The following is a 20,353-nucleotide window of genomic DNA, read 5'->3' as shown; positions in this document are numbered from 1 at the left end:
GGCTGCCCTCCGAGTAATCCGCCTGCCTGGTTACGCCCCCAGAGCCTGTCCATGATCTACCCGTGGGCCACGGCGAGGCAATCCGCAGGGCCGCGTCTGATTGCGCGCATCCCTGCGTCATCACTCAGTCGTGGACGGACGGCCACCCCTTCGCTCTTCCTTAGGTCCGCGCGCAAACAGCTTGTGGCGCAGGCCATGAGGAGCTCGCGAACAGGCTCTCACGGCACGGACGCGATAGAGCGTCAGCCAGCCTGCTGCCAGTCGCGCACCACTTCCGCGAACCTCAGGCAATCCGCGAAGCGGTTGTACAGCGGCGCGGGCGAGATGCGAATGACGTCGGGTTCGCGCCAATCGCCGATCACGCCGTGTTCCATCAGGTATTCGAACAGCGCGCGGCCACGCTCGCGACCGCCGCGCACCCGGATGGAAAGCTGTGAGCCTCGGCGCGCGGGATCGGCGGGCGTGAGCACTTCCAGCGCATCGGCGAGCTGCGTCTGCACCAGCCACTCCAGGTAGCCGGTGAGCTTGAGCGACTTCTCGCGCAGTTTCGCCATGCCGGCGCGATGGAAGATTTCCAGCGACACGCGCAGCGGAGCCAGCGCGAGGATCGGCGGGTTGGACAGCTGCCAGCCGTCGGCGCCGGGCGTGGGCACGAATTCGGGGCCCATGCGGAAGCGGGTGGTCTTGTCGTGGCCCCACCAGCCGGCGAAGCGTGGCAGCGCCGCATGCGCGTGGCGCTCGTGCACGAAGGCGCCGCCCACCGCGCCAGGGCCGCTGTTGAGGTACTTGTAGCTGCACCAGATCGCAAAGTCGGCGCCGCTGTCGTGCAATTGGATCGGTAGGTTGCCTACCGCGTGGGCGAGATCGAAGCCCACCACGCAACCGTGCCGGTGGCCGAGTTCGGTGATGGCCTTGAGGTCGAAGGCCTGGCCGGTGCGGTATTGCACGCCGGGCAGCATCACCAGGGCGATGCGCGAGCCATGCTGAGCCAGCGCGCGTTCGATGGCAGCCATCGACAGCGTGCCGTTCGACTCGTCGGCCTGCAGTTCGATCAGCGCTTCCGCCGGATCGAAGCCGTGGAAGTGGATCTGCGATTCCAGCGCATAGCGGTCGGTGGGAAAAGCACCCGCTTCCATCAGGATGGCGGCCCGCTCGGGAGTGGGGCGGTAGAAGCTCACCATCATCAGGTGCAGGTTCACGCCCAGCGTGTTCATCGCCACCACCTCGGAAGGTCTGGCTCCCACGATTTCGGCCAGGTGGTCGCGCACGAATTCGTGGTAGTCCATCCATGGCAGGCGGCCCTTGAAGTGGCCCTCCACGCCCAGTGCGGCCCAGTCATCCAGTTCTGCCGCGAGCGCGGTGCGTACAACACGCGGCTGCAAGCCCAGCGAATTGCCGCAAAAATAAGTGCTGTCGCCGCCTTCGTGCGGCGGTATCAGGAATTCGTCGCGGAACGCGCGCAGCGGATCGGCAGCATCGGCGGCTTGCGCCCAGGCGGCGCTGGCTTGGTAATCGGACATCGGGGTTCCCGCGTAACGTGTGTCTGTTGCCGTAACGCTTTCTGCACGCGATGGCTTTGCGCTTCGATCAAGGCACAAGGCAATCGTGCGTTGGGCGCGATCCTGCCGAGCGGTTATTTCAGCCGCGCGGCGATGGCATCGCAGCCGCGGTCAAAGGCAGCGATCCACGCGGCGCCCGCCTGGCTTTGCTGGGGGCGCACGCAGCGCAGCTGGATCGCATGGCCGTCCTTGAACCAGTAGCGCTCGCGGTAGCTGGAGGCAACGCCGGCTTCCTGTGCGGTGTAGCTGACGTTGCGCGGGTCGGTCGTGTTGACGGCCTTGTAGCTGGGCAGCATCGTTGCCTTGGCGGTGGCCTGGTTCTGGTAGGCCTGGAAGCCGTCGACACCGGCTATCTGCGTCACGGTCACCGTGACGCGCGCCAGCACGGCCTGCCCGGTGGGCGAAGGGTCGGGCACTTCGAATGCGCGCACCTCCGGGTCGCCGTCGGTTTCGAGTATCTCCATCCAGCCATCCGGCGTGCTGAAGTTCACGCTGCCGTTGGCCATGCTGACGTCGGCGGCTGGTGCCGGCGTGGAGGCAAGCAGGCCGATGGCGAGCACGACGGCGGCGATGGCGGTACGCGGAAAATCCATGCGGAGTCCTAAGGTCATGAACAGATTCTAGACAGTGGTATCGGGTGCGAAGCGGTGCATGGGCAGGCCCAGCCATTCCAGCGCAGTGCCATGGAACAGGCGGGCACGGTCGGCATCCCCCAGCCCCAGGGCCTCGATGCTTTCGCCTGGCTCCTGTTCACCCAACGGGAAAGGATAATCGGTGCCCAGCATCACCTGGCGGACGCCCGTCACATGCAGCAACCAGCGCAACGCCTGGTCGTCGTGCACGCAGGAGTCGTAGTAGAAACGTTTGAGGTATTCGCGCGGGTTGCGCGGATTGTCCGTGGCCACCAGGTCGGGTCGCATCTTGAAGCCATGCTCGATGCGGCCGATCGTCCACGGGAAGCTGCCGCCGCCGTGGGCCAGCATCACGCGCAGTTTCGGCAGCCGCTCCAGCACGCCGCCGAAGGCGAGGCAGCAAGCGGCACGCGCCTGCTCGGCAGGCATACCCACCAGCCACGGCAGCCAGTATTTGGGCATGCTGGCCATGCCCATCATGTCCCAGGGATGCACCAGCACCGCGGCGCCTAGGTCGGCGGCGGCCTCGAAAAACGGGAACAGCTCGGGCGCGTCGAGGTTCCAGTCGTTGCAGTGCGAGCCGATCTGCACGCCCTGCAGGCCGAGCTCGTCGATGCAGCGCTCCAGCTCGCGTACGGCGAGGTCGGGCGCCTGCAGCGGCACGGTGCCGATGCCGGCGTAGTGGCGCGGGTAGTCGCGGCACATGCCGGCCATGTGGTCGTTGAGGTGCCGGTGCAGCTCCAGTGCCTGGTACCCCGGGGCCCAGTACGAAAACAGCACCGGCACGGTGGAGATCACCTGCACGTCCACGCCGAAACGGGCGTAGTCGGCGATGCGCATATTCGCGTCGAAGGCCGAGTCCCACACTTCCCGAAAGAACTTGCCGTCCTTGTAGATGCGATGCCGGCCGTCGGTATGGGTCATCACCGGGAAGCGTTCGTCGCCGAACTTGGCGGCAAGGTTGGGCCAGTCCTTGGGCAGGATGTGCGCGTGAGTGTCGATCTTGAGCATCCACCAAGTTTAGGGCCTTGGGGCGTGGGCGTCGTGCGGCGGGTGCACATCGTGCCTGGCACATGCGCGGCGGTTTCGGGAAGGCCTATAATTGCAATTCTGTGAGGCGCATCACGGAAAATGCGCTGGGGGCCACAGGGGGAACCCGTGAACGAGGAATGCCGAACACGCTACCTCCGCGCGAAACCGATCGCATTGGCGGCGTTGGATCTGGTTGAAGCGGAGCGTGAGCAGTATGTCACCGCGAACTGCGGCGACGACGAGGTGCTGCGCAAAGAAGTGCGCTGGATGCTGGAGGCTGCCGAGGCGACGGTGGGTACCACGTTGCCGCGGTTGGCTGTGGCGTCCGCAGTCATCGGCTCCACGGTCAACACCGCTGCCAGCAGCAGCGGCTATCGCATCCTGCGCCAGTTGGGCGAAGGCGGCGGCGGCGTGGTGTATCTCGCCGAGCGTTCGCTCGGCGAGGGCACGCCGGACGAGCTGCGCCAGCAGGTGGCGATCAAGCTCCTGCACACCAAGGGTGTTCCTGGGCGCGAGCCGCTGAAGCGTTTCGCGGAGGAGCGTCGCATCCTCGCCACGCTCAACCATCCCAACATCGCACACCTGATCGATGGGGGCACTACCAGCGACGGCCGTTCGTTCCTGGCGCTGGAATACGTGCAGGGCGAGCGTATCGACCGCTGGTGCGAGCACCGGCAGTTGCCGTTGCGCGAGCGGGTGGCGCTGTTCCTCAAGGTATGCGCGGCGGTGCATTACGCGCACCAGCGTCTGGTGATCCACCGCGACCTCAAGCCGAGCAATATCCTGGTGACCGACGAAGGCGAGCCGAAGCTGCTGGATTTCGGCATCGCCAGGCTGCTCGACCACGTTGGCGGCGTGGCTGCCGTGCAGACCCGCACCGACATGCGCACCCTGACGCTGGCTTACGCCAGCCCCGAGCAATTGCGCGGCCGACCGCTGGGCACCAGTGCCGACGTCTGGTCCCTTGGCGTGGTGCTGTACCAGCTGGTTTGCGGCATGCGCCCGTTCGGCGACGCGGAGGAAATTTCTCCAGTGAGCCTGTCGCTGGCCATCGACACCGGCAAGCTGCTGCCGCCAAGCCGGCGCCTGCGCCAGTCCGGCGGTGCCACGCCGCTGCGGCGCGAGGTGTCGGCGGACCTCGACGCCATCGTGATGAAGGCGTTGCGGCGCGACCCATGCGATCGCTATGCGGGTGTGGATGCGCTGGCCGATGATCTGCAACGCTTCCTGGCGGCACGGCCGGTGCGCGCCCGGCACGGTGCGGCCTGGTATCGCGCACGGCTGTACCTGCGCCGCCATGCGGTGGGTGTCGGTGCGGCGATGCTGATCCTGGCGTTGCTGGCCGGCTTCGCGGTGCAGCGCATGCAGCAGCTGCGACGGTTGGAGCTGGAACGCGACAAGACGGCGGCCATCGCCGGGTTCCTGCAAAACCTGTTCGAAAACGCCGACCCCACGCATGCGCACGGCAGCAACATCACGGTGCGCGAGGTGCTCGATCGCGGTGCGGCCACCCTGATGTCACGGCACGACATCGCGGCACCGGTGCGGGTCAGCCTGCTGCTGTCGATGGGGCGTTCCTACAACCAGCTGGGGCTGGGCGGTCAGGCGATTCCGTTGCTGGCGGAAGCGCGCAAGCTGCAGACTTTTTACGATGCCGCTCCACTGGAGCGGGGGCAGGTGCTGGCCGCCTTGGGCCGCGCCTATTCGACGGTGATGAATCTGAACACGGCGATTCCCCTGGATCGCGCAGCCATCAACCTGTTGGCACAGGCGCCCGGCGATCACGCCGACGAAATCCTGCGGGTGCGCATCAACTTGCTGTACAACGAGCTGGGCGGCCCAGGCGCCACGCCGGAGGCCATCGTGCGCGAGACGCGCCAGATTCTCGCCCAGCTTGATGCGGCTCCGTCGTCGGATCGCGAACTGCATTTGCAGGCGCAGGCCGTGCTGGCGATGGCGCAAGCCGCGATGGACGACGACGCCGGCTCGATCGCCAGTGCTCAGGCTGCGTTGGGGGAGGCCCGGCACCTCTATGCCAAGGACGATCCGGCGCTGGTCTACTACCGCTTCGTGCTGGCGCTGGTCTCGATGCGGCGCGACCCTGCCGGCGCGATGCAATTGTTCCGCCGCTCCATTGCCGACTACGACAGGCAGGTTGGTTCGGTCGGACCCAGCATGTCCGGCATGCTCACCTATTTCGGCATGGCGCTGATGCAGGCCGGTGACTTGCCGGATGCGTGCGACGCGTTGGAGCGTTCGGTGAAGCTGGCGCGGTCCTTCGCGCAGGTGTCACCCGATTTCGAACTGTACACACTGACCGGGCTGGCGAAGGTTTACGTGGGGTTAGGACGCGCGGCCGATGCCACCGCCCTGCTGCAGCCGCAGTTGGAGCGGCTCGACCAGCGCGCGCTCACCGGCTTGCCGTGGGCGAGGGAAAATCGCGTCAATGCCTTGATCGCGCTGGGTCAGGCGGATCTGGCGCGCGACGACGCAGCGTCGGCCACCCGGGATTTCGGTGCGGCGATGGCGCAGATGGGCACGCAAGGGCCACGCGAGATGCCCGAAGCCTGGGTCGGCACGCTGGCGGGTCTTGGCGAAGCCGCCTTGCTCGACCGGCAAATGGACCGGGCGGGGCAATGGTTGGCGCAACTGCTGGCGTTCAACCGTACGGGCAAGGCTGGGCCCAGCGACCCGGGCGTGGTCGAGGCGACATTGCTGGACGCCAAGCTGCGGCAGGCGCGCAACGGCACCGTGGCCGTGGCCGATCTCGCCGGGCGAGCACGTGGTACGACGTCAGGTAGCGACAATTGCCAGGCGACGACAACCGGCCCGGTAGTCGATTCGTCACCGCCGACGTGTCACGATTCGGCGGCTGGCGGCGCCGCAAAGGTGCTCCGCGAAACGGGAGCGAAGCATTGAACGATACGGTCGAGGTGACCCGACTGCTGCATGACGCACAGGCCGGTGACCCGGCAGCGCTGAACGAGGCGCTGCGCCAGATGTACGACGCCCTGCGCGGCATAGCACGTGCGCAATTGAGTGGCGAGCAGATGGAGCGCACCTTGAGCGCCACAGCTCTGGTCAACGAGGCTTACCTCAAGGTCTTCGGTGGTTCGCAGCCGCCGGATTGGGCGAGCCGCCGTCACCTGCTGGGCGTGGCGGCACGCGCGATGCGCGAAGTGCTGGTGGACTCGGCGCGCCGACGCAACGCCGCCAAGCGGCCGCAGGAAGCGGACCGACTGCAGCTCACCGAAATCTCCATGGAATTGTCCGACGGCGTGGACTACGGCGCCTTGGTCGAATGCCTGGACATGCTGGCCACGCTGGATCGCCGCCAGGCGGACATTGTGGCAATGCGGTTCTTCATGGGCATGAGCGTGGAGCAGATCGCCATGGCGATGGAGATCTCCAGCAGTACCGTGCAACGCGAATGGCGGTTGGCGCGTGCCTGGTTGCAGCGCGAATTGGGCGGATAAGTCGCGACCCTAGCGCGCTTTTGGAAAGCAGGCCGGAAGCGATCCCGACCCCGGCTTTCATTTTGCCGTTTCAGGCCACGGTGTCGACAAAGACTCCGCGCAATCCCGAAATGCCGCTTTCGCCAAAGTTGCTTGCCAGCGATTGCAGGAACGCTGGCAGGCTAGGGATGGCAGGGGCGCCCGAAGAGCCGGTCGATGTTCCCGGTGTCGCGCCCAGCGAAGTCCAGAGGTTCTGGAACGTCGAGGTCAGGCCGCTGGGCTGGCTGGCGGCGGCCGAAGTGCCGCTTGCACTGGATTCCAATGCCCGGGCCAGGCTGGAGAAGGTCGACGCCATGTCTTTGTACTGCCGCACCTGCCGCGATCCGGGCAGGACGGTAGCCGAGGTATTGCCTTGCGCCGGCGTGGTGCCGTTTGCGGTCTGGCCTAGTGAGGCCGTCAGCCCCAGTTGCGCCATTGCCGCGGCAATGGCGGCAGCCATCTGGCCGGCGTGTTCAGTGGTGATGCTCGACGCGGCTGCGGCGGGAACGACTTGCGATCCGAGAGGCTGCTTTTGGTACTGCGCATAGCCGGATGTGACCAGGCCGCTCGCGGATTGCCATTGGGTACCGTAGATGCTTGAAACATTCATGGCAGGTGGCCCGCGCGGGGATGGTTGGCCCTCGCCATGTTATCGCATCGGTTTATCGGCGCACACGGTATTGAGCGATGCGGCCAGACGGCGCCGGACGGCCAATTACGCATTCGCGGAGGCTGCCTGCGCGCGCTTGAGCACATGAGCAAGCGTATTGATGTTGTTGGCCAACCGGTCGCTGATCTGGAGCAGTGCTTCGTTGGTTGACGGATCGCCGACTTGTGCCAGCGCGCCGGGCAGCGATTGCTGCAAGGCGCGCAGGTCCGGCGCGCTTTCGGGCGCGTGCCGTTCGCGCAGGGCATCGGCGATGGATTGTGTGGCATGGGCGCAGGCGACGACGAAATCGTTGACGGCGGCGGGGCGTGGCGACGGATCGGCGCCCAGCGCCTCCAGCGCCATCGCCGTGCGTGCCAGCCGGTTGCCGTTGGCGAACAGCGCGCGCGCCAGTTCCAGCAATGCCTGCGGCGTAGCCGGTTCGGTGCGCATGCGTTCGAGCGAGGCGGCCGCATTGCTGCGCGCGGTACGCGCCAGACTGCGCGTCTCACGCTGCGCCTCGCGCTGCTCCGGCATGGCAAGTGCGTGCAGGTAGCCGGCGTAGGCGTCCAGCATTTCGGCGAGCGCGAAGCGGGCGCGTACGCGTTCCCAGGTCGGCCACATGAGGTAGGTGGCCATCGCCATGCCGCAGCCCAGCGCCGTGTTGATGACGCGGTCGGTCACTGCCACGCCCGAGTTCACGCCTTCGTACGAGAGCAGGATCACCACGGTGCCGGTGAGCGCGGCCACGGCGATGCCGTAGTGCGCATTGGCCAGCCAGCGGAACGCCATGCACAGCAGCGCCATCAGCGCGAGATGCGCCCATGGCGAGGCCGGCGTGAGACGCAGCAGGGCCGTGGTCAGCACGAGTCCGAGCACCGTGCCCACCACGCGCAGCAGGCCGAAGTTAAAGGTGGCGGCGAAGTCGGCGCGCAGCACGATGGCCGTGGTCATCGGCAACCAGTAGCCGTGCGGCAGATTGAGCAGGCGGGATACCAGCAGCGCCGTGCTGAGGCAGGCCGCCGTGCGTATCGCATGGCGGAAGGCTACCGAGCGTGGCGTAAGGTTGGCGCGCAACACGGCCCATGCCGAGCTGCTTTGCAAGGTGCGCGGCAGTTGCGTTTCCGCAGCCGCGGCGCGCAGTTCGCCACGACTGCCCGCCCAGTTTGCATTGCGCACGGCGGCGGCCAGTTGGCCATCCAGTGCGCGCAGATGCGGAACCAGCCCGGCCGGCGCGGTGCGGGCATCGCTACGCAAGGTTTGCAGCGCTTGCTCTGCTTGTTGCGGCGGCTCTGCGGTTTCCAGTGCGCGCGCGATGGCGTCCAGCACGCGCGCGGCGTCATCACGGTAGCGTGCGTGCGGAGCGGGATCGGCATACAGCGCGGAAATCGCCGTCAATTCCAGCCGGATGCGTTCGGCCAGTTCCAGCAGTACGGCGAATGCTTCCATCGCGCGACCGTGCGCGCGATAGCGGCCGAGCAGGGTGTGCTGCAACGAAGTCATGGCGTCGGTGAGCGCGGGATTCGCGTTTTCGTCGTCACCCGGTTGGCGTGCCAACATGGCGAGGCCCGCGTACACGCCGGCCAGCGCATGGCGCTCCGGACGATAGCGTTGCAACGGCCATGCGGCTACGGCGAACAGGGTGAGCAGCAGTCCGCCGCAGGCGATCAGGCTGGAGGCGAGCAGGGCATTCCTGGGCGAGATCGGCGTGGCGGCGGCGATCACCAGCAGGATCATGCTGGTCATGCCCACGCGCGCCGCGTCCGTGCCGAACACCACCAGCATGCCGCCACAGAAGCCGAACACGGCGGTGATCAGCAGCATCGGCAGCAACTGGTCGCCGATGGTGAAGCCCAGCAGCGCAGCCAGCCCCGCCACCAGCGTCGCCAGCAGCAACCAGCGCATGCGTTGGCGGTAGGGGCCTGGCTGGTCGGAGAACATCGTGTCCAGCGCGCCTGCGCTCACGCCGAGGCCGACCTCGGGATAACCCGTGGCCAGCCCGACGGCCAGGGGCAGGACCACCGCCATCGTATTGCGCAGGACCACCCACAGCGGCACCTCCGGCCGCTTGAACAGCGTCAGGGTTTCGACGAATTGTGCGCGCAGGGAATAGCCGCGGTTGGGCATGGGATCTGGATATTGCGGGGGTATCGGGATTCTGCCCTAAGCCGTTTGAAACTGTCGTGCCGGCGCATTGTTTCGCTACCATCGGTGACACACTACGGCCATGCCATGACCATGTCGCTCAAGAACCAGTTCGAACTGATGGCCGGATACAACCGGTGGATGAATGACAAGCTTTACGCCGCCGCATCGCGGCTGGACGCGGCGGCCATGCATGAAGATCGGGGTGCGTTCTTCGGTTCGGTGTTCGGCACGCTCAATCACCTGTTGGTGGCCGACACCATCTGGCTGAAGCGGTTCGCCGATCATCCAGCGGTGTTTCGTTCGCTAGATCGAGTGCGTGGCTTGCCGCATCCGTACTCGCTAGCGGAGGTCCTGTACGCCGAATTCGACCCATTGCGCGAGGCGCGTCGCGACATGGATGAAACGATCGTGCGGCTCTGCGCGGAAGCGACGAACGATGCATACGATCAGGCCTTGACCTACAGCAACCGCTCAGGCCAGGTGTTCGTCAGGAAGTTCGGGCATCTGATGCAGCATTTCTTCAACCATCAGACGCACCACCGCGGGCAGGTCACCACCCTGCTCAGCCAATCGGGCATCGATGTGGGCGTGACGGACTTGTCGGCGATGCTGCCCGAGGCGGATTGACGGCGCCGGCTTGCCGGGCGCCGTCCTTGCGTGTCAGGCGCGTCCGGCGAACTCGCCGGTCAGCGTGTTCACCCACACCTTCTCGTCGTTGGTGATGTATTCGGGCACCTGGATCTCGACGCCGGTGTTGAGCTTGGCCGGCTTGGTGCGCTTGGTGGCGCTGGCGCCCTTCAGCTCCGGCGCGGTGTCGACCACGGTGAGCACCACGCTGGTGGGCACCTGCAGGCCGACCGGCGCATCGTCGATAACCTGCACGTAAAAACCTTCCACGTCTTCCACGATGTAGCCGGCATTGTCGCCCACCAGTTCGGGGCCGAGCAGGTACTGGGTGTAATCCTCCGCGTCCATGAACACGAAGGCCTCGCCGTCCTTGTAGGAGAAGTTGGCGGCGCGGCGCACCAGGTCCATCTCCTTCAGGTCGTCGTCGGCGCGCAGGCTGAGGTCGAACTTGCGACCGCCAGGGATGGAATACAGGGTGAAGCGGAAGGTGACGTTGCCGCCACGCGCGGTAGGCGAGCTGCGCTCGATGTCGCGCACCTGGTAGACGATGCCTTCGTGCTCGACCACGTTGCCTTTCTTGACGTCGGAAGCTTTCATGGATTGGAACCGGGTGTTGGTTGATGGAAGGTACGGCATTCCGTCGAAAGCCGGAATCCAGTGGAATGTGCAGCGCGAAGCGCTCGAAACAGATTATGCGTGCTGAACACGAGTGCCCGGCTGGATTCCGGCTTTCGCCGGAATGACGGCGAAGGAACCGGATTCCGTGTCATCGGCCGTCCACGGCCCGCACGGCTCACTTCGGCTGCAAGCGCACCGCGCCGTCGAGGCGGATGGTCTCGCCGTTGATGTAGCGATTGCCGAGGATGAAAGCCACCGTCTGCGCGAACTCCTCCGGCTTGCCGAGGCGCGAGGGGAACGGGATCGAGGCGGACAGCGATTCCTGCACCTGCGGCGGCATGCCATCCACCATCGGAGTCCAGAAAATGCCCGGCGCGATGGTCGCCACACGGATGCCGAAGCGCGACAGCTCGCGCGCCATCGGCAAGGTCATGCCCACCACGCCACCCTTGGAGGCGGAATACGCGGCCTGGCCGATCTGGCCTTCGTAGGCGGCAACCGAAGCGGTGTTGACGATCACGCCGCGCTCGCCGTCCTCGCCCGCCTCGTTGTGCTGCATCAGTGCCGCTGCGGCCTTGGCCACGTTGAAGCTGCCGACCAGGTTCACCATGATGGTGCTGGCGAAGGTGGAAAGCGGCATCGGGCCTTCCTTGCCCAGCACGCGACCAGCACCAAGGATGCCGGCGCAGTTCATCACCACGTTGAGCCCCCCCATCGCCTCGCGCGCGGCGGCGACATTGGCGGTGACGCCGTCCTCGCTGGTCACGTCGGTCTTGTAGAAGCGGGCAACGTCGCCCAGCGCCTTGGCGGCGGCGTGGCCCTTTTCCTCGTTGACGTCGAAGAGCGCCACTTTGGCGCCATGGGCGACGAGGTGTTGCGCTACCGCGTGGCCGAGACCGGAAGCGCCGCCGGTGATGATCGCCTTGACCTGATCGAGTTGCATGTCGGGTATTCCGTGGATGACGAAACGGCCATTTTAGCAGCCCTACCGTCACCTCAATCGTTTGGCTTGGACGTCGGCGTACCGGATCTCCGGGGCATGGCAGGGTGCGAGCGCGCATGGTGCGCCGGCCTCCTCTCCCCTCTGGGGAGAGGATTGAGGTGAGGGGCCAAGACTTGCGGTTATGTAGTTCGAAGTGCGCTTCGAAACGCAATCACTCCGCGAGTCCGTCGCTTGGCCTGGTTCTCCCCCCCGGCGGGGCGAAGGAGAAAAGGCTACGCCGCCGTGCGCGCCCGCGTCACGCGGCTGGCGGTGTCCTTGTGCAACTGCGCGGCCAACCAGGCGCCGGTGGCGACCAGCAGGTCGAGATCGACGCCGGTCGCCATGCCCATGCCGTGCAGCATGTACACCACGTCCTCGCTGGCCACGTTGCCGGTGGCACCCTTGGCGTACGGGCAGCCGCCAGTGCCGGAAACCGCGCTGTCCACCACACGCACACCTTCTTCGAGGCAGGCAAGGATGTTCGCCAGCGCCTGGCCGTAGGTGTCATGGAAATGCACCGCCAGCGCGCCGATTGGCACGGATTGCGCCACCGCATGCAGCATGGCGCGCGCTTTCGCCGGCGTGCCGACGCCGATGGTGTCGCCCAGCGAGACTTCATAGCAGCCGAGTTCGTGCAGCCGCCGCGCCACGCGCACCACGTCGCTCACCGGCACGTCGCCCTGGTAAGGGCAACCAAGCACGGTGGACACGTAGCCGCGCACCGCCACGCCGTCGGCCTTGGCACGCTCCAGCACGGGCATGAAGCGTTCGATGGATTCGTCGATGGAGGCGTTGATGTTCTTGCGGTTGAACGCCTCGCTGGCGGCAGTGAACACGGCGATTTCATTGGCGCCAACTTCGCGCGCACGCTCGTAGCCCTGCAGGTTCGGTACCAGCACCGGGTAACTCACGCCCGGCACCTTGCGGATGCCGGCGAACACCTCGGTCGCGTCGGCGAGTTGCGGCACCCATTTCGGGCTGACGAAGCTGGTGGCCTCGATGGTCTTGAGGCCGGTGGAGGAGAGACGGTCGATCAGCGCGATCTTCACTTCGGCGGGAAGCAGGGTCTTCTCGTTCTGCAGGCCGTCGCGGGCGCCGACTTCGACGATGCGGACGTGGTTGGATGCAGTCATCACGGTTCTCCGAAGGTAGGAACGCACCCTGTGCGCGATGGCTCTGATGCCTGATCGAAGCAAAAGCATTCGCGCACAGGGTGCGCTCCTACAGGTGTGGGGCGGTCAGGCGACGAATTTCACCAGCACCGAGTCGGCCTCGACGAAGTCGCCCTGGCTTGCGGTGACGCTTTCGATGGTGCCCGCGCGCGGCGCCTTCAGGGCCAGCTCCATCTTCATGGCTTCCATCACCAGCAGCTCCTGGCCTTCCTCGACGTGGTCGCCAGGCTTGGCCTTCACCAGCACGATGCGACCCGGCATGGGGGCGACGACCTGGTTGCCGCCCGCGCTGTCCTTCGATGACCACGCATAGGCGGCCGCGCGGCTCAGGTGCCAGCGGCGGCCATGGGTGTCGTGCAGCAGCACGCGATGTGCGCTGCTGCGCAGGGCGTGGCGTTCGGCTTCGTCGTCGAAGCGGGCGCTGAGCGCATCGCCGTCGAATCGTGCGCCGCGCACTTCGCAAGCGTGTTCGCCATGGTGCAGTCGATAGTTGCCTGCGTGGCCGTGGGCTTCGATTTCGTAGCGCGTCTCGCCGCGCGCCAGCGCCACGATGCGCTTGCCCGCATGGCCCACGCGCCATGCATCGGCGCTGGCCCACGGGGAATGCGGATCGGCAGGGTTCGCCGCGACGTGCGTCTCGTCATGCAGCAGGGCGGCGGCGGCGGCGGCAAACAGCGTGCGCGCATCGGGTTCTTCATCGCCAATGACGAATTCGTCGAGATGACGGTCGAGGTAGCCGGTATCGATGCTTGCCCCGGTGATCGCCGGGTGGCGCGCCAGCCGTTCGAGGAAGGCGATGTTGGATTTCGGGCCTTCGATCTCGCACTCGGCCAGGGCTTCGCGCAGCCGCTGCAGGGCCTGCGGGCGGTCTGCGTCCCACACGATCAGCTTGGCGATCATCGGGTCGTAGAAGATCGTCACCGTGTCGCCCTGCGCCACGCCGCCGTCGATGCGCACGTGGCGCGAAGGCGCGGGCAGGCGCAGCGTGTGCAACTTGCCGGAGCCGGGCAGGAAGTTCTGCTCGGGGTCTTCCGCATACAGGCGCACCTCGATCGCATGGCCGTGCGAGGCAACCTGTTCCTGCGTGAATGGCAATGGCTCGCCGTGCGCGATGCGCAGCTGCCATTCGACCAGGTCGAAGCCGTGGGTGAGCTCGGTGACCGGGTGCTCCACCTGCAGGCGCGTGTTCATTTCCATGAAGTGGAAATCGCCCTGCGGCCCCACGATGAACTCCACCGTGCCCGCGCCCACGTAGTTCACGGCCTTCGCGGCGGCCACCGCGGCAGCGCCCATGGCCGCGCGCTTCTCCGGCGTGAGGAAGGGCGAGGGCGTTTCCTCCAGCACCTTCTGATAGCGGCGCTGCGCCGAGCATTCGCGCTCGTCGAGGTGGATCACGTGGCCGTGGCGGTCGCCGAAGATCTGGAACTCGATATGGCGCGGGTGTTCGACGTAGCGCTCCAGCAGCATGCTGGCGTCGCCGAACGCGGCCTGCGCCACGCGCTGCGCGGTGGCCAGCGCCTCGGGGAAATCCGCGTCGCTGCGCACGATCTGCATGCCCTTGCCGCCGCCGCCCGCCGAGGGCTTGATGATCAGCGGATAGCCGACGGCATGGGCCTGCTGGGCGAGAAAGGCGTTGTCCTGGTTGTCGCCGTTGTAGCCGGGCACCAGCGGCACGTCGTGTTTCGCCATCAACGCCTTGGCGGCGGATTTGGAACCCATCGCCTCGATGCTCGCGGGATCCGGCCCGATGAACACGATGCCCGCGTCGGCGCAGGCGCGGGAGAAGGCGGTGTTCTCGGACAGGAAGCCGTAGCCGGGATGGATGGCCTGCGCGCCGCTCTTCTTCGCGGCCTCGAGGATCGCATCGATGCGCAGGTAGGATTCCGCCGGGCGCGGGCCGCCGATGGGCCAGGCCTCATCGGCTAGGCGCACGTGCTGCGCGTCGCGGTCCGCTTCCGAATACACCGCGATGCTGCGGATGCCGAGCCGCCGGCAGGTGCGGATCACGCGGCAGGCGATCTCGCCGCGGTTGGCGATCAGTACGCGTTCGAACATGCGGGTTCCTTGCGATGCCTTGGTTTTGTCGCCATTCCGGGGCAAGCCGGGATGGCGGGGGCTGCAGGCTTGCCTTTGACAGGGCGCGCGATGCAAAGCCTCGGAAAACTAGCAGATGCGTCGCCTTGCGCCGATGCGCAGCGCAGCATGAGGGTCAGCCAGCAACCCATTGCGGCGCGCGCTTGTCCAGGAAGGCGGAGAGCCCTTCCTGGCCTTCCGGTGAAACGCGCAGGCGGGCGATCAGTTCGGCGTTGTCACGATCGATGGATTCGGCGCAGGTTTCGTCGAGCCCTTCCACGCGGAAGGCGAGTCGCTTGGCCTCGCGCAGTGCCACGGGCCCGGCCTTGGCCAACAGCTTCAATGCGAAGGCCACGGCCTCGTCCAAGGCTTCGGGGGCCACGACCTGGTGCAACAGGCCGATGCGCTGTGCTTCGGCGGCATCGAATATTTCACCGGTGAGGAACAGCTTGCGTGCCTGGCGCAGGCCGATGGCGGCGAGCACATAGGGCGAGATCACGGCAGGCACCAGGCCCAGCTTCACCTCGGTGAGGCCGAACTTGGCGCCATCCGTGCCGATGGCGACGTCGCAGCAGGCGACCAGGCCCACGCCGCCGCCGTAGGCCGCGCCATTGACGCGGGCGAGGGTGGGTTTGGGGCAGAACTGCAGGCTGCGCATCAGTCGCGCGAGCCGCAGCGAATCGTCGCGATTCTCCGCCTCGCTGGCTTTGGCCATGCCGCGCATCCAGTTGAGGTCCGCACCGGCCGAGAAGCTGGCGCCGCTGCCGGTGAGCACCACGGCGCGCACCGCCGGGTCGCGGCCCGCGTCTTCGATGGCGGCGGTGAGCTCGGCGATCAGCGCGTCGTCGAAGGCGTTGTGCACCTCGGGGCGGTGCATGGCCAGCGTGCGCACGCCGGCGAGATCGGTGATCCGTACGGAGGAAGCCATCGGAGGATCCTGCGGAGAAAGCCGGCATTTTAAATCGTTGTGCAACCCCCGGCCGGATGCCCAGCAGAAGCCCTGCAATACGCGCGTAATGTGGCTACAATGCGAACCATTCTTATTTGTACTCGGATTGACCGTGCGCTTGTCCGACTTGCCGAAGGGTGTCACCGCCGTGGTGGACCGCGTGGACGACGCGCACGCCAATGACACCGTGGCGCAGCGGCTGCGCGACCTCGGCTTCGTCGATGGCGAGCCGGTGCGCGTGGTGGCGAGGGCGCCATTGGGAGCCGATCCGTTGCTGATCCAGATCGGCTTCACCCGCTTTGCCCTGCGTCGTGCGGAAGCGAACCGGGTCAGCGTGCGGGCGGAGGCAGCATGAGCGCCGACGCCCTGCGCATTGCCCTGGTTGGCAATCCGAACTGCGGCAAGACCGCGTTGTTCAACCTGCTCACCGGCGGTCGGCAGAAGGTGGCCAATTACGCCGGCGTGACCATCGAGCGCAAGGAAGGGCGTTTCCTGGCGCCGTCCGGGCGCATGTTGCAGATACTCGACTTGCCGGGTGCGTACAGCTTCGATGCAGTCAGCCCCGACGAGCAGATCACCCGCGACGTGCTGGAGGGCAACTATCCCGGCGAGGCGCCCCCCGACCTGATCGTGTGCGTGGCCGATGCCACCAACCTGCGCCTGCACCTGCGCTTCCTGCTGGAAGTGCGGCGGCTGGGTCGCCCGGTGGTGCTGGCCTTGAACATGATGGATGCGGCGCGTCGGCGCGGCATCGAGATCGACGTGCCGGAACTGTCGCGTCGCCTGGGTCTCCCGGTGGTGGAAACCGTTGCGGTAAAGCGTGGCGGCGCACAGGCCCTGGTGGAGCGCGTGGACGGTGAGCTGCCGCAGGCTGCGCCTGCGCAAGCCGACGACGCGGCCAGCCGCGCCGATCTGCATGCCGACGTGCGGGCCTTGCTCGCCGCCACGGTGCGCATGCCGCGCCAGACGGCGGAGCTGGACGATGCGCTAGACCGCTGGGCGCTGCATCCGGCGTTCGGCCTCGCCATCCTCGCGGTGGTGATGTTCCTGGTGTTCCAGGCGGTATATGCCGCCGGCAAGCCGATGACCGACCTGATCGGCGACGGCTTCGGCTGGCTGGGTGCGCACGTCGCCGCGTGGTTGCCGGCAGGGCCGCTGCAGGGACTGATCAACGATGGCATCTTCACCGGCCTGGGCACGGTGCTGGGCTTCATGCCCGAGATCCTGGTGCTGTTCTTCTTCATCCTCGTGCTGGAGGAATCCGGCTACCTGCCGCGAGCGGCCTTCCTGCTGGACCGGCTGATGGTGTCGGTGGGGCTGACCGGGCGCTCCTTCATCCCGCTGCTGTCCAGCTTCGCCTGCGCCATCCCCGGCATCATGGGCACGCGCTCGATCACCGATCCGCGCGACCGCGTGGCCACCATCCTCGTGGCGCCACTGATGACCTGCTCGGCACGCCTGCCGGTGTATGCGCTCTTGATCGGCGCCTTCATTCCGGCACATCGCGTGTTCGGCCTGTTCAACCTGCAGGGACTGGTGCTGTTCGCGCTCTATCTCGCAGGCATCATCGGCGCGATGCTTGTGGGCTGGGTGATGAAGCGTATCCGCCGTGATCAGGGCGACCATGCGCTGCTGATGGAACTGCCTTCGTACCGCCTGCCCAAGGTGCGCGACGTGGCGATCGGCCTGTACGAGCGCAGCATGATCTTCCTGAAGCGGCTGACCGGCGTGATCCTCGCGCTCACCGTGCTGATGTGGGCGCTGTCCAGCTTTCCCGCGCCGCCGGCGGGCGCCAGCGGGCCGGCGATCGACTACAGCTTTGCCGGCCATCTTGGCCATTGGCTGGCGTATCCGTTCGCACCGATCGGCTTCAACTGGCAGATGAGCCTGGCGCTGATCCCCGCCTTCGCCGCGCGCGAGACCGCGGTGGCGGCACTGGCCACGGTGTACGCGGTGGGCGGCGATGCGGGCCAGCTCGCGCCGGCCCTGGCCTCGCATGTCTCGCTGGCTTCCGCGCTGTCGCTGCTGGTGTGGTTCGCCTACGCGCCGCAGTGCATGTCCACGCTGGCCGTCATCAAGCGCGAGACCGGCGAGTGGCGCAACGTGGTCGTCTCGTTCGGCTACCAGTTCGTGATGGCCTACGCGGCTTCCTTCCTCGTCTATCAGGTCGCGAGCATGCTTGCATGAGCACCGGCCTGCTGATTCAGTACATCGTGCTCGGCCTGATCGTGGCGGCCAGCGCGCTGGTGGTGTTCCGCAAGCTGGCGCCGCAGCTCACCAGCCGCTGGCTGGCGGCGGTTTCGATGCGTTTGTCGCGCAGCGATTCGCGCCTGCTGAAGGCCCTGGGACGACGCCTGCAGCCGAAGCAGGGCACGGGCGATTGCAGTGACGGTTGCAGCACCTGCGGCGCTTGCGGGCCGAAGAAGCCGGTAGCGGCTTCGACGGAGTCGCGTGCTCCCGGTTCATCCGGGCAGGCGCGCACGGCGGTGGAGCCGATGCCGCTGCATTTCAGGTCGCGTTCGCGCTGACTCGGACAGCGTCAGCCCCTGGCTTGCTTCACCCGCCAATGCGCGCGGTGACGAAACATGTCGATGCCCCAAATGACGAGCGTCGTGGCTGCGGCCATGGCCAGCAGCGGAACGTTGTCGAGTGCTCCCCCATTCACGGCCTGGGTTGCCACGCTGCCGATAATGGATGCGCAGGCCAGCAAGAGGTACGTGAGGGCACGCGGACTGAGGTTGAGGATGGGTTTCCTGCTGCGTTTCGGCGTGCGAAGCCTGTACCGACGGATGGCCAGGGCCAACGCGCCAAGTACGATCGGCGTCGCCACGATGGGCTTGTCCAGCAGGTAGTCCATTCCAAGTCCAAGGGCGCACAGCGAAGGGATGAGTAATCGCCGCCGCCATGGATTGGCCTCGCTTGAAGACTCCGGCGCGCCTTGCCAGCGATTGATCCACCTGACGCCGATCAGGGCGGACAGAAAGAGCGCGATGCCAGCGAACATCACGGCCGAGACGGACCCGATGCCTAGCCAGGCGGCCGGCTTGGTGATGTCGCCCTGTTGCGATGCCGCCCAGAACAGCACGATGGCGGTGATGGCAGCGCCTGCCAGGGCCATGGCGAGCACGCGGATGGCGACGAGTGTCCAGTATTCGCGGCTATTGCCATTGCTGCCCACGGCACGCAACCAGAATTGCGCATGTTCCCGATTCAACGTGGCTGGCAATTGCTCGGGGACGCCCAGGCAAAGCGCGTGCGCGATGCGCGCGAGGTTCGCGGATTTTTCGCGCGTCAGGGTCACGCCAATGGTTCGGTACCAGCTGCGCGGCTGTTGCAGCAGGGCGATGCAACTGCGCACCCTCCAAGGATGAGGCTGGCCTTTCTCGGTCAGGGTGCGCGATCGTCTTGCCAGCGATGTATGGTCGTTGAACATCTCCCAGTGTGCCGCCAGCCTGCTGCGTAATTTTTCCAGGGCAACCGGGTTCAGGCCTGTCAGCACGTTGTTGAGATCGAAGAAGCCCAGCAGTGCATCGAAGTTGGCGGACTGCATGGGACGTGACTCTTGCGCCAGTCCCTGCATCATCCGCTGCCCGGTGAGTTGCTTGATGCGGAACGACCATAGTTCCGGGCAGCGGGCCAGCCAGTTGGCAAGCCCCACCGGGCCTTCGGCGCGGCATGCTTCGTCGATCACGCGCTTGGCCAGTTCGGCGATATTGACCGCCGTCGCTGGTCGCGACGCCGCCGGTCGCAGGGTCTCGACCGGTGGAAGCACTCGGGCCGGCGTGGAGGCGGGGCCCGCCGGCTTCAGGATTTCCACTGGCGCAGGCGCCAGGCCGGGCCTGGAGGTTTCGGGTGGCGACAGGGTTTCGAGCGCGTGCGCTGCCTTGGGTGCGATCGATGGCCCGGGCTTGAGCGTTTCCAGCGGCGAGGGCACCAGGTCGGGCCCGGAAATTTCGGGTTGCGACAGGGTTTCGAGCACATGCGGTGCCCTGGGTGCGATCGATGGCCCGGTCCTGAGCGTTTCCAGCGGTACAGCGGGGCGGCTGGGTTGGACGACCACATGCGGCGGCGCTGCTGGCGGCTGGGTGTCGCCGGTGGATACGGGGATGACGTGGGTATCGCGTTTCGGTGTCGCCGGGGGCGGGATAGGTGCGGGTTGTGCCATCGGGGGGCGGGTCGTCTGCCTGCCCGCTTGCGTGAGTGCTATCTGGTATGCGGTGTTCAGGCGCTGGAACGCTTCAGCATCCTCGTCCGGCCGCGTCGTGCGCAGCAGGCGCGCATAGGCGCGCTTGATCGTGGCGGCATCGGCATCGGCGGCAACGCCGAGCAATTCGTAGGCCCAGATCAAAGCTGGTGACCCGCAAGATAAGCAAATGAATGACAAGGGCCGGGATTGATGGCTGCATTCATCTGTCGGTGCC

At 66.6% G+C, this 20,353-nt stretch carries 17 protein-coding genes; 6 read left to right on the top strand and 11 right to left on the bottom strand.

What is annotated here, in order from left to right; translation table 11 throughout:
• Positions 1 to 242: 242 nt before the first annotated feature.
• The 3 genes from kynU to IHE49_RS07790 form a co-directional block, all read right to left on the bottom strand.
• Positions 243 to 1,520, bottom strand: coding sequence for a kynureninase (kynU, locus tag IHE49_RS07800; protein WP_192156536.1), 1,278 nt, complete (start codon positions 1,518 to 1,520; stop codon positions 243 to 245).
• A 113-nt stretch (positions 1,521 to 1,633) separates the two neighbouring features.
• A complete protein-coding gene (locus IHE49_RS07795; protein ID WP_343227556.1) occupies positions 1,634 to 2,170 on the bottom strand; it encodes a hypothetical protein in 537 nt (178 codons plus the stop codon).
• Positions 2,171 to 2,179: 9 nt separating this feature from the next.
• Entirely contained in the window at positions 2,180 to 3,202 is a 1,023-nt protein-coding gene (locus IHE49_RS07790; RefSeq protein ID WP_192156534.1) for an amidohydrolase family protein, read from the bottom strand.
• 147 nt (positions 3,203 to 3,349) lie between these two features.
• Between IHE49_RS07790 and IHE49_RS07785 the strand changes: the two genes are divergently transcribed.
• Together IHE49_RS07785 and IHE49_RS07780 are read left to right on the top strand one after the other, a co-directional pair.
• A complete protein-coding gene (locus IHE49_RS07785; RefSeq protein ID WP_192156532.1) occupies positions 3,350 to 6,142 on the top strand; it encodes a serine/threonine-protein kinase in 2,793 nt (930 codons plus the stop codon).
• Positions 6,139 to 6,699, top strand: a complete 561-nt coding sequence (locus IHE49_RS07780) for an ECF-type sigma factor (protein ID WP_192156530.1) — start codon at positions 6,139 to 6,141, stop codon at positions 6,697 to 6,699. The genes IHE49_RS07785 and IHE49_RS07780 overlap by 4 nt, the downstream gene beginning before the upstream one ends.
• Positions 6,700 to 6,769: 70 nt before the next feature.
• Here the strand turns inward: IHE49_RS07780 and IHE49_RS07775 are convergent, their stop codons facing one another.
• Complete coding sequence (locus IHE49_RS07775; RefSeq protein ID WP_192156528.1) at positions 6,770 to 7,327, bottom strand: hypothetical protein; 558 nt, start codon at positions 7,325 to 7,327, stop codon at positions 6,770 to 6,772.
• A gap of 105 nt (positions 7,328 to 7,432) precedes the next feature.
• Entirely contained in the window at positions 7,433 to 9,490 is a 2,058-nt protein-coding gene (locus IHE49_RS07770; protein ID WP_192156526.1) for an FUSC family protein, read from the bottom strand.
• A 12-nt stretch (positions 9,491 to 9,502) separates the two neighbouring features.
• Between IHE49_RS07770 and IHE49_RS07765 the strand changes: the two genes are divergently transcribed.
• The gene (locus IHE49_RS07765; RefSeq protein WP_343227555.1) at positions 9,503 to 10,138 is read left to right on the top strand and encodes a DinB family protein; all 636 of its coding nucleotides are present in this window, start codon (positions 9,503 to 9,505) and stop codon (positions 10,136 to 10,138) included.
• 33 nt (positions 10,139 to 10,171) lie between these two features.
• On the opposite strand, the gene yeiP is transcribed toward IHE49_RS07765, so the two are convergent.
• From yeiP to IHE49_RS07740, 5 genes are all read right to left on the bottom strand, one after another.
• A complete protein-coding gene (gene yeiP, locus IHE49_RS07760; RefSeq protein ID WP_192156524.1) occupies positions 10,172 to 10,735 on the bottom strand; it encodes an elongation factor P-like protein YeiP in 564 nt (187 codons plus the stop codon).
• 196 nt (positions 10,736 to 10,931) lie between these two features.
• Entirely contained in the window at positions 10,932 to 11,699 is a 768-nt protein-coding gene (locus tag IHE49_RS07755) for an SDR family NAD(P)-dependent oxidoreductase (protein WP_192156522.1), read from the bottom strand.
• Positions 11,700 to 11,971: 272 nt separating this feature from the next.
• Entirely contained in the window at positions 11,972 to 12,871 is a 900-nt protein-coding gene (locus tag IHE49_RS07750) for a hydroxymethylglutaryl-CoA lyase (protein WP_192156520.1), read from the bottom strand.
• A gap of 105 nt (positions 12,872 to 12,976) precedes the next feature.
• Positions 12,977 to 14,965, bottom strand: a complete 1,989-nt coding sequence (locus IHE49_RS07745) for an acetyl/propionyl/methylcrotonyl-CoA carboxylase subunit alpha (protein ID WP_192156519.1) — start codon at positions 14,963 to 14,965, stop codon at positions 12,977 to 12,979.
• 154 nt (positions 14,966 to 15,119) lie between these two features.
• On the bottom strand, positions 15,120 to 15,911 hold the full coding sequence (locus IHE49_RS07740; RefSeq protein WP_192156517.1) for an enoyl-CoA hydratase-related protein: 792 nt from the start codon (positions 15,909 to 15,911) through the stop codon (positions 15,120 to 15,122).
• Between the two features lie 133 nt (positions 15,912 to 16,044).
• On the opposite strand from IHE49_RS07740, the gene IHE49_RS07735 reads away from it, so the two are divergent.
• The 3 genes from IHE49_RS07735 to IHE49_RS07725 are packed head-to-tail and all read left to right on the top strand — an operon-like array spanning position 16,045 to position 18,460.
• On the top strand, positions 16,045 to 16,287 hold the full coding sequence (locus IHE49_RS07735; RefSeq protein ID WP_192156515.1) for a FeoA family protein: 243 nt from the start codon (positions 16,045 to 16,047) through the stop codon (positions 16,285 to 16,287).
• Positions 16,284 to 18,119 (top strand): ferrous iron transporter B, encoded by a 1,836-nt coding sequence (locus tag IHE49_RS07730; protein ID WP_192156513.1) that lies wholly within the window; start codon positions 16,284 to 16,286, stop codon positions 18,117 to 18,119. The genes IHE49_RS07735 and IHE49_RS07730 overlap by 4 nt, the downstream gene beginning before the upstream one ends.
• Complete coding sequence (locus IHE49_RS07725; RefSeq protein WP_225578274.1) at positions 18,116 to 18,460, top strand: DUF6587 family protein; 345 nt, start codon at positions 18,116 to 18,118, stop codon at positions 18,458 to 18,460. Before IHE49_RS07730 ends, IHE49_RS07725 begins: the two co-directional genes overlap by 4 nt.
• Before the next feature lie 11 nt (positions 18,461 to 18,471).
• Here IHE49_RS07725 and IHE49_RS07720 read toward each other — a convergent pair whose 3' ends face one another.
• A complete protein-coding gene (locus tag IHE49_RS07720; protein WP_225578273.1) occupies positions 18,472 to 20,280 on the bottom strand; it encodes a DnaJ domain-containing protein in 1,809 nt (602 codons plus the stop codon).
• Between the last annotated feature and the right edge of the window lie 73 nt (positions 20,281 to 20,353).

This window comes from Rhodanobacter sp. 7MK24, assembly GCF_014842995.1.
Lineage (GTDB): Bacteria > Pseudomonadota > Gammaproteobacteria > Xanthomonadales > Rhodanobacteraceae > Rhodanobacter_A.
Note: the sequence above shows the minus strand (reverse complement) of the source record. Positions and strands in the feature narration are given on the sequence as shown.

Excerpts from the sequence above, each read along its gene's own strand:
- IHE49_RS07730 (WP_192156513.1), top strand. The coding sequence starts at position 16,284 with ATGAGCGCCGACGCCCTGCGCATTGCCCTGGTTGGCAATCCGAACTGC.
- IHE49_RS07790 (WP_192156534.1), bottom strand. The coding sequence starts at position 3,202 with ATGCTCAAGATCGACACTCACGCGCACATCCTGCCCAAGGACTGGCCC.
- IHE49_RS07770 (WP_192156526.1), bottom strand. The coding sequence starts at position 9,490 with ATGCCCAACCGCGGCTATTCCCTGCGCGCACAATTCGTCGAAACCCTG.
- IHE49_RS07750 (WP_192156520.1), bottom strand. The coding sequence starts at position 12,871 with ATGACTGCATCCAACCACGTCCGCATCGTCGAAGTCGGCGCCCGCGAC.
- IHE49_RS07725 (WP_225578274.1), top strand. The coding sequence starts at position 18,116 with ATGAGCACCGGCCTGCTGATTCAGTACATCGTGCTCGGCCTGATCGTG.
- IHE49_RS07755 (WP_192156522.1), bottom strand. The coding sequence starts at position 11,699 with ATGCAACTCGATCAGGTCAAGGCGATCATCACCGGCGGCGCTTCCGGT.
- IHE49_RS07795 (WP_343227556.1), bottom strand. The coding sequence starts at position 2,170 with ATGACCTTAGGACTCCGCATGGATTTTCCGCGTACCGCCATCGCCGCC.
- IHE49_RS07775 (WP_192156528.1), bottom strand. The coding sequence starts at position 7,327 with ATGAATGTTTCAAGCATCTACGGTACCCAATGGCAATCCGCGAGCGGC.
- IHE49_RS07740 (WP_192156517.1), bottom strand. The coding sequence starts at position 15,911 with ATGGCTTCCTCCGTACGGATCACCGATCTCGCCGGCGTGCGCACGCTG.
- yeiP (WP_192156524.1), bottom strand. The coding sequence starts at position 10,735 with ATGAAAGCTTCCGACGTCAAGAAAGGCAACGTGGTCGAGCACGAAGGC.
- IHE49_RS07745 (WP_192156519.1), bottom strand. The coding sequence starts at position 14,965 with ATGTTCGAACGCGTACTGATCGCCAACCGCGGCGAGATCGCCTGCCGC.
- kynU (WP_192156536.1), bottom strand. The coding sequence starts at position 1,520 with ATGTCCGATTACCAAGCCAGCGCCGCCTGGGCGCAAGCCGCCGATGCT.